The 16,145-nt window shown below is 74.8% G+C and carries 15 protein-coding genes and 1 pseudogene; 14 read left to right on the top strand and 2 right to left on the bottom strand.

What is annotated here, in order from left to right:
• Positions 1 to 99 precede the first annotated feature (99 nt).
• The 4 genes from ACFY3U_RS11485 (at position 100) to ACFY3U_RS11470 (ending at position 4,686) form a co-directional block, all read left to right on the top strand.
• On the top strand, positions 100 to 1,242 hold the full coding sequence (locus tag ACFY3U_RS11485; protein WP_387198771.1) for a transporter substrate-binding domain-containing protein: 1,143 nt from the start codon (positions 100 to 102) through the stop codon (positions 1,240 to 1,242).
• Complete coding sequence (locus ACFY3U_RS11480) at positions 1,206 to 2,216, top strand: hypothetical protein (protein ID WP_387198768.1); 1,011 nt, start codon at positions 1,206 to 1,208, stop codon at positions 2,214 to 2,216. The genes ACFY3U_RS11485 and ACFY3U_RS11480 overlap by 37 nt, the downstream gene beginning before the upstream one ends.
• Before the next feature lie 138 nt (positions 2,217 to 2,354).
• A complete protein-coding gene (locus ACFY3U_RS11475; RefSeq protein ID WP_387198765.1) occupies positions 2,355 to 3,425 on the top strand; it encodes an NAD(+)/NADH kinase in 1,071 nt (356 codons plus the stop codon).
• 316 nt (positions 3,426 to 3,741) lie between these two features.
• Positions 3,742 to 4,686: a hypothetical protein gene (locus tag ACFY3U_RS11470; RefSeq protein ID WP_387198762.1), complete on the top strand. Its 945-nt coding sequence runs from the start codon at positions 3,742 to 3,744 to the stop codon at positions 4,684 to 4,686.
• A 98-nt stretch (positions 4,687 to 4,784) separates the two neighbouring features.
• Here ACFY3U_RS11470 and ACFY3U_RS11465 read toward each other — a convergent pair whose 3' ends face one another.
• On the bottom strand, positions 4,785 to 5,225 hold the full coding sequence (locus ACFY3U_RS11465) for a hypothetical protein (RefSeq protein WP_387198759.1): 441 nt from the start codon (positions 5,223 to 5,225) through the stop codon (positions 4,785 to 4,787).
• A 140-nt stretch (positions 5,226 to 5,365) separates the two neighbouring features.
• Here ACFY3U_RS11465 and ACFY3U_RS11460 point away from each other — a divergent pair, with 140 nt between their 5' ends.
• From ACFY3U_RS11460 to ACFY3U_RS11435, 6 genes are all read left to right on the top strand, one after another.
• Positions 5,366 to 5,857 (top strand): tyrosine-protein phosphatase, encoded by a 492-nt coding sequence (locus tag ACFY3U_RS11460; RefSeq protein ID WP_387198756.1) that lies wholly within the window; start codon positions 5,366 to 5,368, stop codon positions 5,855 to 5,857.
• A 10-nt stretch (positions 5,858 to 5,867) separates the two neighbouring features.
• On the top strand, positions 5,868 to 6,386 hold the full coding sequence (locus tag ACFY3U_RS11455; protein ID WP_387198753.1) for an alpha/beta fold hydrolase: 519 nt from the start codon (positions 5,868 to 5,870) through the stop codon (positions 6,384 to 6,386).
• Positions 6,383 to 7,027 carry a class I SAM-dependent methyltransferase gene (locus tag ACFY3U_RS11450; RefSeq protein ID WP_387198750.1) on the top strand — a complete coding sequence of 215 codons (645 nt, stop codon included), beginning with the start codon at positions 6,383 to 6,385 and terminating at the stop codon, positions 7,025 to 7,027. The genes ACFY3U_RS11455 and ACFY3U_RS11450 overlap by 4 nt, the downstream gene beginning before the upstream one ends.
• A 132-nt stretch (positions 7,028 to 7,159) precedes the next feature.
• On the top strand, positions 7,160 to 7,750 hold the full coding sequence (locus ACFY3U_RS11445) for a DUF3455 domain-containing protein (RefSeq protein WP_387198747.1): 591 nt from the start codon (positions 7,160 to 7,162) through the stop codon (positions 7,748 to 7,750).
• A 186-nt stretch (positions 7,751 to 7,936) separates the two neighbouring features.
• On the top strand, positions 7,937 to 10,117 hold the full coding sequence (locus ACFY3U_RS11440) for a glycoside hydrolase family 15 protein (RefSeq protein WP_387198744.1): 2,181 nt from the start codon (positions 7,937 to 7,939) through the stop codon (positions 10,115 to 10,117).
• 184 nt (positions 10,118 to 10,301) lie between these two features.
• Positions 10,302 to 10,916, top strand: coding sequence for a dihydrofolate reductase family protein (locus ACFY3U_RS11435; protein ID WP_387198741.1), 615 nt, complete (start codon positions 10,302 to 10,304; stop codon positions 10,914 to 10,916).
• Positions 10,917 to 11,006: 90 nt separating this feature from the next.
• Here the strand turns inward: ACFY3U_RS11435 and ACFY3U_RS11430 are convergent, their stop codons facing one another.
• Positions 11,007 to 13,448, bottom strand: coding sequence for a BTAD domain-containing putative transcriptional regulator (locus ACFY3U_RS11430; protein ID WP_387198738.1), 2,442 nt, complete (start codon positions 13,446 to 13,448; stop codon positions 11,007 to 11,009).
• Positions 13,449 to 13,457: 9 nt separating this feature from the next.
• Between ACFY3U_RS11430 and ACFY3U_RS11425 the strand changes: the two genes are divergently transcribed.
• From ACFY3U_RS11425 to ACFY3U_RS11410, 4 genes and pseudogenes are all read left to right on the top strand, one after another.
• Complete coding sequence (locus ACFY3U_RS11425; protein WP_387198736.1) at positions 13,458 to 13,730, top strand: hypothetical protein; 273 nt, start codon at positions 13,458 to 13,460, stop codon at positions 13,728 to 13,730.
• A 221-nt stretch (positions 13,731 to 13,951) separates the two neighbouring features.
• Positions 13,952 to 15,712 carry a hypothetical protein gene (locus ACFY3U_RS11420; RefSeq protein ID WP_387198733.1) on the top strand — a complete coding sequence of 587 codons (1,761 nt, stop codon included), beginning with the start codon at positions 13,952 to 13,954 and terminating at the stop codon, positions 15,710 to 15,712.
• Between the two features lie 81 nt (positions 15,713 to 15,793).
• A pseudogene (locus tag ACFY3U_RS11415) lies at positions 15,794 to 15,955 on the top strand (hypothetical protein); the annotation flags it as partial.
• Between the two features lie 11 nt (positions 15,956 to 15,966).
• The gene (locus ACFY3U_RS11410) at positions 15,967 to 16,119 is read left to right on the top strand and encodes a hypothetical protein (protein ID WP_387198878.1); all 153 of its coding nucleotides are present in this window, start codon (positions 15,967 to 15,969) and stop codon (positions 16,117 to 16,119) included.
• Positions 16,120 to 16,145: the final 26 nt, after the last annotated feature.

Raw genomic sequence — 16,145 nt, 5'->3', positions numbered from 1 at the left:
GCGCAGCGCCCACGGCCGTCCGGTGGGGCGTCGTCGGCTTGCGCCGGGCCCCACAATGGAGGTGGCGAGAACGGACCTGGCGGCAGGGGAGGGGTGTACGTGACTCAGGCAGACGAACCGGATTCCTCCGCACCGCCGGCGACCGCGGTGCCGCGGCACACCCGGGCCCGGCAGATCAGACTGGTGGGGCTGGTGGTCGTGCTGGCCGTGCTGGCCGCCGCGTCGGTGCCGATCGCGCTCGCGATCGGCCCGCCGTCCCGGGACGACCTGATGGAGCGGGCCCACCTGAAGGGCAGGCGGGAACTCCTCGTCGGAGTGAAGGACGACCAGCCCGGGATCGCCCAGCGCGGGCCCGGCGGCGTCTGGCGGGGCTTCGACGTCGATGTCGCGTACCTGATAGCCGCCTACCTCGGGTTCGACCGGTCGCAGGTGCGGTTCCTGCCGATCGAGAGCGAGGACCGGGCCCGCCGGCAGGCCAGGGACGGCGACCAGTACGTGACCGTCGACCTGGTGATCGCGTCCTACAGCATCACCCGGAAGCGGGAAGAGGAGGAGGGCGCGACCTTCTCCGCCGCCTACCTGGAGACGGAGCAGTCCGTGGTGACGCTGGCCGGCGACCCGCGGCAGCGCCCGGTGAGCAGCCTGCGGGACCTGGCGGACCGGACGGTATGCACGCTGGCGACCTCGACCGCCATCCCGCGCCTGGAAGCGGTCGGCGCGAAGCCGATCGGCCGCAACCGGATCAGCGAGTGCGTCCAGGAGATGTACGACGGGCGGGTGGACGCGGTCACCACCGACGCGGCCATTCTCGCCGGCTTCGTCACCGGCTCCCGCAGGGGTGACGCCGGCCAGAGCTTCCCGGTCACCCTGCGCAACGCCAAGCCGTTGAAGCACTGGGACATCGGTGAGTCCGCCGCGGAGCGGTGGGGCGTCAACACCGGCCCGAACGAGGCGCTGCGCGACCTGGTCGACCTCGCGCTCTACGCCTCGGCCACGGATCCGGGGAACTCGGCCTGGGAGGAGGCGTACACCGCCAACCTTCGGTGGCAGCAGGTCTACAACGACCCGCAGCCGGTCGCGGTGCAGCAGCAACCCGATCCCCGGAAGGTGGAGGTGCGGCAGTGGCCGTGGGAGAGGATCGCGTTGCCGGCCCCGGTACGCCCCGGAGAACCGGCGCTCCGGGCAAGGCTGTCCGGCCCCGCCGGATGGCGGGGGCGCGGCAGGCGCAGCAGTGGCTGCTGACCCTGCTCCCCACGTTTCCCGTCCTGCTCCTGGTGCTGCGGTTGTGGCAACTCAGCCGGCAGGACATGTCGACCATGCTGCTGCTGGTGCAGTACGCCAGCCCCCTCGGCCTGCTCAGTGCCCTGCTGATCGCCCTGGTCTGGGTGTTCCCCCTGGTGGTGCTCACCTTCGGCGTGCTGGGTCGGCTGCTGCGGCTCAGCGCCCCGGAGCGCTTCGACACGGAGCGGTCGCTGCTCGCCTCCTGGACGGCGCGCACGCCCGGCTGGGTGGCCACCGCGGCGGTCGCGCTGGGCGCGCTCACCTGGCAGCTCCGCTTCCTGCCCACGCTGCTGATGCTGGGGCTCTGGCTGTTCGCGCTGCGCACCCGCTATTTGTATCCCGACCAACCGAACCGGATCCTGGTGGTCAGCGTGGCGCTGCCGCTGGCCGCGGCGGTGCTGGCGTACGCCGCGCTGGGGCCGGCGATCTGGTCGGCGGTGCGGTCGGGTGAACCGGCCACGGCCGCCCTGCTGGCATTGCCACCGGCCGCCACCGTACTGCTCACCGGCCCGATTCCCGGTCGGGTCGCCCCGGCGCTCACCCACGGCCTGGCGTTCGGGGTCGCCGCCGTGCTCCCGCTGGTGACCGGCGCGGTCTTCCTGAGGGCGCCGGTGCTGCCGTCCATCGCCGTCGAGGTCGGCCCGGCCGCCCCGGCACCCAGGGACCCCGCCGACTCGGAGGTGGTGCTCGGCGCGCTGGTCACGGTCACCGACACCTCGACCGTCGTCCTGGACCGGGCCGCCGTGGTGCGCTTCCTGGACAACGACGAGGTACGGTCGCAGGCCCTCTGCCCGCAGTCCCGGTCGGTGCCGTACAGCGTCGTGGCGGTGCACGGTTGGCCGGTGGAGGAGAGCACCCTGGACTGGATGATGCCCCGGCGCCCGGTCGCCCCCGCGGACGCGCGGTGCGAGGGCCGGCTGCCCGCCGGGGGATGAGCCGGCCGGCCCACTCCTTCTGTGCCGCCGCACGCTGGCGGCGTCGCCTGAAGTGGGGATGGCGCGGCCATCGGGCGGATCGGTGTGTCACGGTGGAGGCCGACGCCCGAGCGCGGGCGCGGAACCGAGGGGACACGGATGCGGCTGGATCGGATCGGCATGGTGGTGCACTCCGGCAAGGCGGAGGCGACCCGGGCCGCTGACGAGATCCGCGGCTGGGGCGCCGACCGGGGGATCGAGACGATCGAGGTGGACGTGTGGCGTACGGCCGAGCGGCGCACCAGCCGGGACGAGGGACAGGCGATCGGACCGCTCGACCTGATCGTCACGATCGGCGGCGACGGGACCTTCCTGCGCGGTGTGCACGTGGCCGCGGCGGTCGACTGCCCGGTCCTCGGGGTCAACGTCGGGCGGGTCGGTTTCCTCACCGAGGTGCCCCCGGAGCGCACGATCGAGGCGCTCGAAGCCGTCCGGGTCGGCTCGGTGGAGGTGGAGGAGCGGATGACCCTGACCATGCGCGCCTCCCGCCCTCTGGAGGTCCCCCCGGAACTCGGCGTGCTGCTGCGCTACGGCCGAGGCTCGGCGATGCCTCCGCCCGAGGTGCGGGACGGCATGCCGGAGACCGTCGGTTGGGGGGTGCCGTTGGACGTCACCGCCGTCAACGACGTGGTCTTCGAGAAGCTCGCCCGGGACCGGCAGGCGAGCCTGGGAATCTACATCGACGGGCGGCTGTTCGCCTCCTACTCCGCCGACGCGGTGATGGTCTCCACCGCCACCGGGTCGACGGCCTACAGCTTCGCGGCCGGCGGGCCCATCGTGTCGCCACTGCTGGACGCGTTGGTCTTCACCCCGGTCGCCCCGCACATGGCGTTCGACCGCAGCCTGGTGTTCTCGCCACGGGAGTCGGTCGGGGTGCGGGTGCTGCCCCGGTCGGGGCAGGTCGCGGTGAGCATCGACGGGCAGTTGCGGGGGGTGCTGGACCCGGGCGACTGGGTGGCCGCGTACGCCGCGCCGTGGCGACTGCGCATCCTCCGGTTCGGTTCGGGAGACTTCTTCGGGCGACTGCGGGACCGCTTCTCACTCGCCGATGCGCCCGCCGCGGCGGCGGACGGGGAGGCGCCCCTGGTCTACCGGCCGGACAGTCCGGTGCCGGAGGACCTGCGGCATCTGCATCTGCCGCCACCACCCGAACGCCCCGCCGTCGGCTGAGCGCCCCGCCGGCGCCGTCACGCTCGTCGGGGTGGCGCGGATGCCCGGGTACCGCCGCGGTGGACCGAACTCGGCCCGGGCGCGTGTCGGTAACGACTGCCTTCGATGTAGAGGGTCTTTTTCGCAGGTTCTGAACGTCCCCTTCGGACAACGGCGAACGCCTGCCTTAAGATCGGTCTACTTCGATTACTGTCGGCCAGGGGGAACCATCGGACGACGAATGCGGGCGCTGGATCCTGGCCTTGGCCCGGCTGAGCGATTCGCCTGCGAGTTGCGGGCCTTGCGTGCGGCCGCGGGTGATCCACCGTTCTGGAAGATGGCCCGGCGGTGCGAGGTCTCCAAGAGCGCGTTGGCGGCCGCGGTGGCCGGGCATCAATTGCCCTCCGAGCGGGTCGTACGCAATTTTGTGCGGGTCTGCGGCGGCGACTGGCCGTCCTGGCGGCGACGCTGGGGCGCGGCGGCCATGGAACTGGCGGCCGCGGCGGTCGGCGGTCTGGACGCCGGAGCCGGCACCATGGCGGATACGGACGCCGAAGCCCGAACCGGCGATGGCGTCGGCAGGGTCAGTGGGGAACTCGTACCCTTCGTGGCCCGGTTGCCCGCCCGAACGGCGTACGTCGACGTGGTGCCGCCCCCGGGGGACGACCCCGGCAGGTTCGCCACCGGGTTCGTCTGGATCTCCGCGATCGAGGGGAGGCGACCGCACGGACCCCGGGTCTGGCCAGGGGTGGTCGCCTTGGTGGCCGCCACCGCGATCGCCGCTCTCGTGCTGGTGGCGGGTTTACCGTCCGTCGGGGGGCGGGGTCCGGCGGCCGGCCCGGGGTCCGTGACGACGCCGATCCGGATCGCGGACGGCACCGATCCGGCGATCGCCGGGTGCGGTGCCGACAAGGTGGTCCTGGACAGCGCGCCGGTCGCACTGCAGAGCGTGGCCATGCTGCGCGGCCGGCGGCTCGCGGCCGGCACCGTGGTGGGCACCATCACCCTGCTGTTCTCGGCCCGGTGCGCCGGGGCCTGGCCATGGTTCGTCCCGACACCCGGGCTCAACCCGGACCCGAACGACACGACGGTCGGGATCCTCACCGTGGAGGGGGTGCGCCCCGGGGACGACACCGGCAATACGTGGCGGATGGGGCACCTGGATTCCGTGTACGGCAATCTGCTGGTCACCGGCGTGGGGTGTGTGCAGGCACGTGCCCGGGTGGACATGGTGGGTCAGGACGTCGTGGCCACCGGCGGGACCCGGTGCCTGCCGAAGTAGGCGCCGGCTGCGGCTCGGCCCGTACCGGCGCCCCGCTCGCCCCGGAGGGGAGCGGGGCGCCGGCGGGTAATGCGGAGTCCGTGCGGCGGACCTGATGATCAGCAGTGGAGTTTGCTGCCGCCGTCCTGGAGGTAGGCGTCCGTCACCCATCCGGTCACGCCGGTGGTGTTGTCCCGCAGGTACGTCCAGGTGGTCCAGTTGCCGACCGTGTCACCCACGGCCCAGCAGCGGTACGTGACGCTGTGGCTGGTGTAGCCCGCGCCGAGGGCCGTGCAGCTGATGAACTGGCCGCTTCGGATGTTCACACCATCGTAGAGAAACCTGCCCGCCGCCCCGCCGTTGTTGGCGGGCGTCCAACCGCAGCTGGCGCTGAGGGAGGCTTCGGTGCGGCCCGGCGCCGCGGTCGCCGCCTTGTCCTTGACCGCGGATCCGCCGGATCCCGGGTTGGCGGACGCGACCCCTCCGGTGAGTGGGAGCAGCAGGGCCGTACCGCTGGCCACCACCGCCGTGGCGATGCTTCTCCTGACGTTCTTCGGCACTTGTCTTCCTTCCCGTCATGGCGCGGAATTGCGCGTTGGGACATTGCTATCCGTCTTTTTGTCCAGTCGGAACGGGTCCTGGACAATTCCGGGGCCCGGATTGTCCAGCCGGGGCGGCACCGGGCGATCTTCCAGGTTCCGTGCTCAGGTGGTTCGCCGTCGACGCCAGGCCCGTACGCCGGGCGTACGCTCGTCGGGCGTCCCGACTGTCCTGGCCGGATCTGCGCAACGCCCGGGACGTGGGCGGCCTGCCGACCGGCGACGGGGGCCGCATCCGCGAGCGGGCGCTGGTCCGCACCGACAACCACCGCCGGCTCGGCGCCGCCGGCCTCGCCGCCCTCCGCGGGTACGGGGTGAGCCGGGTGCTCGACCTGCGGTGGCGGTCGGAGGCGCGGGCGGACCCGAGTCCGCTCGCCGCCGACGAGTGCTACCGGCTGGTCCCAGCCTGCTTCGACCCGACCGGGGCGGCTGCCGTGGCCGCTGTTCGACTCGCGGACCCGGCAGGTCTACCAGATCGCCCGCGGCGAGGCCGTCCACGAGGCGCCGCCGGTCGCCGCCTCGTTCGCGTCCAGTGGCACGGTGGCCGGTCGGGTTCGGTGACCGCTCCCGAGGGTGCGCCGCGTGGTGGGTGACAATCGCGGAATGCGGCAGCGGCTCGGGCGGGTGGTGGCGGCCGACGGGACCGTCCTGTCGTACGCGTCGGTCGGCGCCGGCCGGCCGCTGGTGTACGTGATGGGCTGGCTCACCCACCTGGAGCTGAGCTGGGAGCTGCCGGCCGAGCGGGCGCTCTACGAGGCGCTGGCCCAGGGGTGCCGGCTGGTGCGGTACGACCGGGCCGGGTGTGGGCTGTCACCGGCCGTGGACCGGCCCGCCTCGCTGGCGTTCGAGCTGGCGCAGCTGACCGCGGTGACGGCGCCGCTGGACGAGCGGTTCGACCTGATGGGCACGTCGATGGGGGCGCCGGTCGCGGCGGCGTGGGCCGCGGCCAACCCGGGCCGGGTTCGGCGGCTGGTGCTGTCGCTCCGCCGAGGGGCACGTGGAACGGATCCGGCTCCGGCTGGGGTTCCGCTCGCGGGCGCAGATCGCCGCGTGGTTCAGCGGGGGAGTGGGGTAGTTCCACGCCTGACCCGCCGCGAGCTCCACCGGACCATGAGGTCATGACTGTCCCGACCGAATTTCAGGTGCACCGGGCGCGCGGGCCCTTCAACGCCGCGTTCTTCACCGTGCTGGGTCCGTACCTCGAACGGAGCCTGCGACGGCACAAGCGGCGGGTGTTCGCCGGGCTGCCGGCCACGGTGGTCGAGCTCGGCCCGGGGGTGGGCGCCAACCTGCGCTACCTGCGGCCGGGGTCGACCCTGATCGCCGTCGAGCCCAATCCGGCCATGCACGGTCGGCTGCGGGCCGCCGCCGCGCGCCACGGCGTACGGCTCGATCTCCGCGACCGGGTCGCCGAGCGGACCGGGCTGCCCACCGGCGGCGTCGACGTGGTGATCTCCTCGCTGGTGCTCTGCACGGTGCGGGATCCCGCCGGCGTGCTCGCCGAGGTGCGCCGCGTGCTGCGACCCGGCGGCACGTTTCGCTTCGTGGAGCACGTCGCCGCGCGTGCGGGCACGCCCACCCGGGCGCTGCAGCGGGCGGTGCGGCGGCCGTGGGCCTGGGCCTTCGAGGGCTGCTCCTGCGAGCGGGACCTGGCCGCCCTGCTCCGCGACGCCGGCTTCGCCGAGGTGGCGATCGAGCCGTACCGGCTGCACGGCCCGTTCGTCCCGTTCAACCCGCAGATCGCGGGCGTCGCCCGAGCCTGAGCCGCCGGTCGGGAGGCGGACCGGTGTCGGGTGTGCGACCGAAAAAAGGATCGGACGGCATTGATCGCCGCGCCGGTTGCGCCCGTTGAGGTAGGTGGGTGCGGACGCGCCCACCCCGAACGGAGGAACCGCATGCTCAGCACGCCCCGCTCCCGGATCAGAGCCCTGACGGTCGTCGGCACGGCCGGCGTCCTCGCCACGATCGGCGCGGTGACCCAGCCGGTGTCCGCCGCCGAGGTGGCCGCGCCGGTCGCCGACGTGGCCGCGCCGGCCGCCGACGCGCGCCGGGTCGGTGTCCCGCTCATCCCCTCGGCCATCGCGCCGCCGGCGGGATCCCGGCCGGTCGGCGCGTACGTCGTCACCAGCGGCACGCAGACCTACACGTGCGCCGGTGGGGTGTTCACCGGCCCGTCGGTGCCCGAGGCCCAGCTGATCGGCACGGGTGGTCGGGTCCACCACTTCCGGGGCCCGAGCTGGCAGTCCGAGCGCGACGGCTCGCTGATCACGGCGAAGAAGACCGCGGAGAGCCCGCGCGCGGGGACGATCCCCGAGCTGCTGCTGACCGTGGACACGCACAGCGGCAGCGGGCTGCTCGACCACGTCGCGTACGTCAACCGCCTGCTGACCTCCGGCGGGGTCGCGCCCACCGGCCCGTGCACCGACGGCGACACCACGGCGGTGCCGTACGGCGCGGTCTACGTCTTCTGGGCCGCCCGGCGCTGACCGGCGCGTCCGAGGTGCCCGCCGACGTTCCGGCGGGCACCGGACGCGGCGACGCGGGTGGTCAGGCATGGACGTGACCGGATCGGGGTAGGGGTCGACGCATCGAACCGTGGCGATCCCGCCCGCGTCGGGCGCCGCGCCGCGGGGCGTACCCGTCCGGGTCACCGTCGACCACAGGAGGCTCCGATGAGAGCAGCCCATACCGCGTTCGCGGCGTGCGCCGCGGCCCTGCTGACCCTGCCGGTCGGCCCGGCGCCCGGGTGGGCGGCCGGCCGGGACGTGCCCGGCGCGCCGGGCGCCGCCCCCGACTGGGCGCCGGCCGACAAGGCCGGCTTCGGCACCGCGTACCGGGCGCCGGACAGCAGGATCTGGTTCACCGTCGGCGCCCGGGGCGGCCTCGGCGAGGTCTTCTACCCCGACCTCGGCACGCCCAGCGCCCGCAGCCTCGACTTCATCGTGGCCGACGGCCGGTCGGCGGTACGCGCCGGCGAGGCCGGGGTGTCCCGCACCGACGTGGTCGAGAACGCCGGCCTGACCTATCTGCACACCGACGCCGTGCCCGGCCGGTGGCGGCTGACCACCCGGTACGTCACCGACCCGGCGCGCTCCACCGTGCTGGTCGACGTCGCGTTCACCAGCCTGGACCGGCGTCCCCGCGGCCTGTACGTGTACTACGACCCGGCGTTGACCAACGACGGCAGCGACGACACCGGTTCGTCCACCGGCGGCACGCTGACCGCCGCCGACGGGACCACGGCCAGCGCGCTGCGGGCCCGGCCCGCGTTCACCGCCACCTCGACCGGGTACGTCGGCACCAGCGACGGCTGGACGGACCTGGCCGCCGACGGTCGACTCGACCACCGCTACCGGGCCGCCCGTACCCCCGGCAACGTCACGCAGACCGGGCGGACCGGGCTGACCGGGGTCCACGGCCGCGACCACCTCACCCTGGCGCTCGCGTTCGGCGCCGATCCGCGGGCGGCGTCGTCGGCCGCGACCGCCTCCCTGGCGGGCGGCTTCTCCCGCGCCGCGACGGCGTACGCGGCCGGCTGGCGCGGCTACCTGCGCGGTCTCGCCCCGATGCCGGCCAGCCTCCGCACCGACCAGCAGCGCCGGCTGTACCGGGTGTCCGAGATGGTGCTGGCCGCCAGCGAGGACAAGCTCCACCGGGGCGCCTTCGTCGCCTCGCCGTCGATGCCCTGGGTGTGGGGCAAGGAGGTCGAGTCCGGGCCGTACCACCTGGTCTGGTCCCGCGACCTCTACCAGATCGCGACCGCGCTGATCGCCGCGGGCGACGTGCCCGCCGCGCGGCGCGCCCTGGACTACCTGTTCACCGTCCAGCAGCTGCCGGACGGGTCGTTCCCGCAGAACAGCGACGTCGCCGGCGAGCCGGTGTGGGACAACCTCCAGCTCGACGAGGTCGCCCTGCCGATCGTGCTGGCCGCGCAGCTGCGCCGTACCGACCCGACGACCTGGTCGCACGTCAAGCGGGCGGCGGACTTCCTGCTCACCTTCAGTCGCGACGGACACCGCGCGCCGTGGACGCCCCAGGAGCGCTGGGAGAACCAGAGCGGCTACTCGCCGGCCACCATCGCCGCCGAGATCGCCGGCCTGGTCTGCGCCGCCCGCATCGCCCGGGCCAACGGCGACACCGCCTCCGCCGCCCGCTACCTGGCCACCGCCGACGACTGGCAGGCCCGGGTGGACGCGTGGACGGTGACCAGGACGGGCCCGTACGACCCGAAGCCGTACTACCTGCGGCTGAGCAAGGACGGCGACCCGAACGCGGCGACCACCTACCCGATCGGCGACTCCGGCCCGTCCGCGGTGGACCAGCGGGCGGTGGTCGATCCAAGCTTCCTGGAGCTGGTCCGGCTGGGCGTCAAGCCGGCCGACCAGCCGGCGGTGGTCAACACCCTCGCCGTGGTGGACCGGCAGCTCGGCTTCACCACCCCCGGTGGTCGGTACTGGCACCGGTTCTCGTTCGACGGGTACGGCGAGACGCTCACCGGCGCCGACTGGAACTTCGACTTCCCGGCGGACAGCCGGGCCACCCGTGGGCGGGGCTGGCCGCTGTTCAACGGCGAGCGGGGCGAGTACCACCTCGCGACCGGTGACCGGCCCGCCGCCGCCCGCGAGCTGGCCATGCTGGCGCACACCGCCAGCGGAAGCCTGATGCTGGCCGAGCAGGTCTGGGACGACCAGCCGCCGTCCGGCCGACCCGGCTACCGGCCCGGCACCGGCACCCGGTCGGCCACCCCGCTGATCTGGAGCCACGCCCAGTACCTGCGGCTGGCGCAGGACCTCGACGCCGGCCGGGTCACCGAGCAGCCCGCCGAGGTGGCCGCCCGGTACGCCCACCGCTGAGCCGGCCGCGCCCGGCGCCGCTGCGGCGTCGGGCGCCGTCGTGCGGCAGGGCGCGCGTCCGCGGCCACTGACGTCCGTCCGCCGGTGCCAGCGCTTCGCCGACAAAACCGGCTGGCCGACCGGTGAGTCTGGGATGCTGCGTTGGTCCACTCCCCGACAGCACCCCACGCGAAGGGACCATCCGATGGCAAAGGTCATCTCCACGTTGTTCATCTCGGCCGACGGCGTGGCCGAGATCGACCCCGACTGGCACTTCCCGTACTTCGACGACAACATGGGCCGGGCCGTCACCGAGGACTACGACACCTCCGACGTGTTGCTGATCGGCCGCGTGACGTACGACAGCTTCGCCGGCGCCTGGCCCGACCGGGAGGCCGCCGGGGGCGAGGACGCGGGGTTCGCCAAGCAGCTCGGGGACCTGCGCAAGGTGGTCGTCTCGCGGCAGCCGCTGGAGTTCACCTGGCGCAACTCCGAGCTGGTCGACGGCGACCTCGTCGACGCCGTCGCCGCGCTCAAGGCCGACGCGGGCGTGCGGGGGGTGCTGATCCCCGGCTCGATCTCCGTGGTGCAGCAGCTGCTCGCCGCCGGCCTGCTGGACGAGCTGCGCCTGCTGGTGCACCCGGTGGCCGCGCGCAAGGGTCGCCGCCTGTTCGACGAGGGCGACTCGCCGTACCACCTGGCGGTGACGGCGACCGAGGCGTACCCGACCGGGGTGATCCGGGTGATCTACGCCCCGACCGCGGCCCCCGGCAAGGTGGAGTACGCCGAGGTCGCCGACCAGGTGCCGAGCGGCAGCTAGGCCCGCCGGCCGGTGCCTTCCAGGCGATCGGCGACGCGGTGCCACCTCCCCGCCTCGACCGTGGAGCGGCGCCGCGTCGCCGGCCGGGCCTCACCCGAGCAGCGTCGACGCCTGCTCGGCCAGGAGTCCGTAGCCGAACTCCCGGCACATGGCCAGCGCCTGCGTCGCGTACGCCCGGGCCTGGTCCGCCCGGGCCGGCCCGCGCAGCCGCTCCGCCTGCGCCAGGCGGATCAGGGCCTGCGCCTCGGCGTGTCGGGCGCCGTGGGGCCGAGCCAGCGTGAGGACCTGCCCCAGGTGGTCGACGGCCAGCTCCGCGTCGCCGACCCGCAGGTCCAGTTCGGCCTGGGCGAGTTGGGCGTGCGCCTCGACCCAGAGGTCACCGACCTCGCGGGCGATCCGCAGCGCCTCGGTCGCCAGGGCCTGGGCCTCGTCGACGCCGCCCGCGGCGGTGTGGGCGGCGGCCAGGAGCCGCAGGGTGTCCGCCTCGCAGCTTCGCGACCGGGTGCGGCGGTGCGTGGCCAACGCCTCGGTGAGGTACGTCATGGCCTCCGCGGGACGGCCGAGGAGCAGGTGGGCCTCGCCCAGGCAGCCGTGCGCCGTGCCCTGCCCGTGCCAGTCGGGCAGGGCACGCTCGAGCGCGATGGTCCGCTCGCAGTACGCGACGGACTCGGCGAGCCGGCCCTGCTGGAGCCGGATGTTGCCGAGGTTCGCCAGCCGTGCCAGTTGCCCCGCCGGCGCCCGGTGCGCGGTGCCGACGGTGGCCGGCAGCGGCAGCCGTACGACGTGCGGACAGAGCAGGGTCGCGGCCGCGTCCATGCTGGACAGGTAGTAGTGGTGGAGACGGTCGAGCGCCACCCACCGGTCGGCGTCCTCGGCCGCGCAGCGGCGGCGCGCGTAGAGGCGGACCAGGTCGTGCCACCCGTAGCGCCCCCGACCGGCCTGTTCCAGCAGGTGGGCCCGCACGAGCGCGTCCAGCAGGGCTTCCGCCTCGGCGGCCGGTACGTCGACCAGAGCCGCCGCCCCGGGCACGGTGACGGTGTCACCCGGAGCGACGGCGGCCAACCGGAACAACCGGCGAGCGGCCGGCGGATGGGCTTGGTACGACAGGTCGAAGGCGGTCACCGTGGCGGTCGTGGCGTCGCCGGGTACGCCCAGCGCCGCCAGTCGGTCTCCCGCGGCGAGCCGTTGGTTGTACTGCCCGACGGGGACCATCTCGGCGAGCAGGTTCGCGACCGCGATCCGGATGGCCAACGGCAGGTAGCCGCAGAGCCGAGCCAGCTCGGCGCCCTCCTCGGCGGCGGCCGGCAGCAGGGCGTCCAGCAGCTCGGCCGCCTCCGGCGGGGTCAGCACCCCGAGCCTGATCCCGACGGCGCCCTCCCGGGCGGTCAGGCCGCGCAGCTGCTCCCGGCTGGTTACCAGGGCCAGGCAACCGGGACCACCCGGCAGCAGCGGGCGCACCTGATCCGGCCGCTGGGCGTTGTCCAGCACCACGAGGATCCGGCGGGCGGCGGTCACGCTGCGGTAGAGCCCCACCGCCTCGTCCAGCTCGGTGGGGACCTCCTCCGGCGGCACACCCAACGCCTGGAGGAAGTGGGCGAGCGCCGCCATCGGCGTCACCGGCGGCAGCGGCGAGCTGCCGCGCAGGTCCAGGTAGAGCAGGCCGTCGGGGAACCGGTCGCGGACGGAGTGGCCCCAGCGGACGGCGAGGGCGGTCTTGCCGACCCCGGCCAGGCCCGCGATCACCACCGGCGGGGTGGGCCGCTGACGCGCGAGGGAGTCGAGTCGCGCCAGCACCTCCCGGCGACCGGCGAAGTCGGCCACCGCGGCGGGCAGCTGCGCCGGGATCACCGACCGGACGGCGGGCGCGGCGAGGGCCCGGTCGTCGGAGAGCACGGCGCGCTCCAGACCCCGCAGCTCGGGGCCGGGCTCGAGGCCGGTCTCGGTGACGAGCACGTCCCGCACCCGCCGGTATGCATCGAGCGCCTCCGCCCGACGACCGCACCGGTACAGCGCGGTCATCAGGTGTCGACCCAGCCGTTCGCGCAGCGGATTGTCCCTGACCAGCGCGGACAGCTCGTCGACGATCTCCGCGTGCTGGCCCAGTTCGAGCTGGGCGCCGAACCGTTCCTCGTAGGCCGCGAGGCGGAGCTGCTCGGCCCGGCAGGCCTCGGCCGTCACGGTGGGCGTGGCCGGGACGTCGGCGAACGCCGGCCCGCGCCACAGCGCCAGACCACCGGTCAGCTGCCGTGCCGCGCCGGCCATCCGGCCCTCGGCGGCGTACCGCTTGCCGGTGCGCACCATCCGCTCGAAGACCTGGAGGTCGACCGTGTCCTCGCCGGCCACCAGCTGGTAGCCGGCCGGGTGGCCGACCACGTCCCCGGCGTCGCCGGCCCGCAGCAACCGCCGCACCCGCATGATGTAGCCGTTCACGGCGGTGGTCGCGGTCCGGGTGGGTCGCTCGCCCCAGATCTCGTGGACCAGCCGATCCCGGGTGACCGGGTGACCGGCCTCCGCGAGCAGCACCGCCAGCACGATCCGATGGTGCGGCGCAGCGATCGACACCCCACGCCGTTCCGGTCGAGCAGACAGGATCTGATCGACGACGCCGGCTGGAAGACCACGGTCGGGCAGTGGACGGCCCAGATGAACGAGGCCATCCAGGAGGGGCTGCCGGCCCACCAGAGGGTGCGGTTCGCGCCACCGCCGGCGCTCGCACTTAACAACATCCAGGACACCGGGCTCGGCGGCTGCCCCCACCCCAACTCCACCGGGCACGACGCGCTGGCCCGGACGCTGAACGGGGTGTTCAACTGAGCTGAGGGCCGCGGCCCCCCGTCAATGCCGGCGGGGGGCCGCGGTGCGCCGTACGGCCGGTGTCGCCGTCGCCCGTCGGTCGGGCCACCTTGTAGCATGCGCCCGGACGACGGGCGGCGCTCGCAGCGCGCCGCTGGTACGGCCCGGCGGGCGGCACCGCCGGTTCGGACGGTCGCGGCGCTGGTCCGGCCGGGATCGCGGATGAGAGGAACCTGCGCGGCGTGTTCCAGGAATCGAACCGGTCCGGGCCGGCCGGCGGAGCGCCGAGCGGTGGGCCGGAGGCGTCGGACGCCGAGCTGGCCAGGGCCGTGCGGCGGATCGCCGTGCTGCGCACCGGGTTCTACGTCGTGGTCCTGCTGGTCGCGCTCGGCGGCCAGGTCACCGGCGCGATGGAACGGCTGCGGATGCCGTGGTACGTCGCGCTTCCCGCCGTCGGGGCGCTGGAGCTGGGCGGCGTCGTGGTGCTGGCCAACGCCGACGTACGACGGCGGCTCGGCGAGCGGGCGGGGCTGTCCCGCGTGCTCTCGGCCGCCATCGCCGCGGCGGCGGTCGCGTTCAACTGGCTCGCCCACGGCAACCACCTGGAGGGTGGCTTCTACGCCGGCATGTCGCTGCTCGGCTACCTGGTGTGGCTGATGAACACCGAGAACCAGCGGCGGGACCGGCTGCGCGCCCGCCGGCAACTGCCGCCCACCACGCCCGCGTACGAGCCGGTCGGGCACTGGTTGCGCCACCCGTGGCTGACCCGCCGCGCCCGCTCGTTGGCCAAGGCGCACCCCGACCTCGGGTTGTACGGCTCGCTCGACGCGGCCCGCGAGCAGATCCGCGCGGAGCGGCGGCAGGCCGCGCTCCGCAAGGTGCTGCACCGCAAGATCACCCGCGCCCTGGACGCCACCACGGCGGACATCGCCGTGGCCGTCTACGACCTGGACGAGATCGCCAGGCGGCTCGCCGAGCAGGCGGACTACGAGGGTCTCACCGCCCTGATCGCCGCCGATCTCGCGCCGGCCCGGGTGCTGGCCGGTAACGTGCCGGCCGGTCGGCGCGGTCGGTGGCGCCGGCCGGGTCGACCCGACCCCGCCGCGCTCGCCGAGGCCGTCCGGTTGCTGCCGGACGTCCGGCAGTTGCCGACCGTGGCGGCACCGGACCCGGCCTCCTCGTCCGCCCCGGTGGCCGGCGACCCCGCCCCGGTGGTTCGGGCGTCCGTGACTGACGACTCCGCCGTCGAGCCGACGCCCGCGCCGGCAGCGCCCGCCGGGACGGCGCCCGCCGTCGACGTGCACCCGGAGCGCGCCGAGCCCGCCGCGCAGCCGGCCAGCTCGACGGCGACGCGGGAGGCACCGGCCAGCCGGACGGCGACGCGAGAAGCGCCGGCCACCCCGGCGGCGGCGCGGGAGGCGCGTGAGGCCTCGTCGTCCGCCGAGCAGCCGCAGCCTCCGCGCGCCTCCGACTGGGCCGCGTTGCACGCCGAGCTCGCCCCGCTCCTGCCGCCCGCCGCACCGCGTCGCGCGGCGCGGGGCGCCGCCGACCGGACGACCACCGGCCGCCCCACCCCGCCGTCCGGCGCCGCGGCTGAGCCGTCCGCCGTCCGCCCGGCCGCCCCGTCCACCACCGACCGGCCGGCCGCCCCGTCCACCCCTGCGGTGGAGCTGTCCGCCGGCCGCCCGGTCGCCTCGTCCACCGATGTGGTGGAGCCGGCCGAGGCCGCGCCGTCGGCACCCACCCGCACCGCGGCGGCGCCGGCCCGACGGGCCACCGGGCGGGCCCGGGTCGTCGGGTCGGCGGTGGATCCGGAGGGCATCGGGGGAGCGACCCGAGAGCTTCCCCTGGTGCCGGGCCGGGACCTGCCGGACCTGGTGGACGCCGCGGCGAGCCGTACCACCGCGCCGGGGGCCATCCGCGACGCGGCGGACGGGCCGGGTGAGCAGCGGCCGGCGCCCAGGCCGCGGCAGCGCCCGCGGGACGAGGCGGTCCCGCGGTAGGGCCGACCTCGGGAGCGCCCGGCGGCGGTAATTATCGACGGGTGTGACTTGCGGCATAGTCGGCCGTGACCATCCAACCGGGTGATTACCGGCAAGTGGTCCCTTGTGGTCGGAGTCGGGTCCCAAATTGAGTGGTACAACTTCCGGACCAACCCGCGGGCGGACGTGCGGGTGCTGATCCGGATCGACGAGTCGACCTACAACCCGGTCGGGTACACCGGCGGGTCGATGGGCGAGGACCACCCGATGGCCTGGTGCCACCGCTACGACGGCGGCCGGGCGGTCTACACGGCGCTGGGCACACCGACGCGTCGTACACCGAGCCGTTGTTCCTGAAGCACCTGCTCGGCGGCATCCGGATGGCGGCCGGCGCGGCGAAGTTCAACTGCGGCGGCGAGCAGCGCTGATCCCAGGCGGTGGCCGGGGCGTCCAC

This window comes from Micromonospora sp. NPDC000089, assembly GCF_042899365.1.
GTDB lineage: Bacteria > Actinomycetota > Actinomycetes > Mycobacteriales > Micromonosporaceae > Micromonospora.
This window is presented reverse-complemented; position numbering and strand designations above follow the sequence as displayed.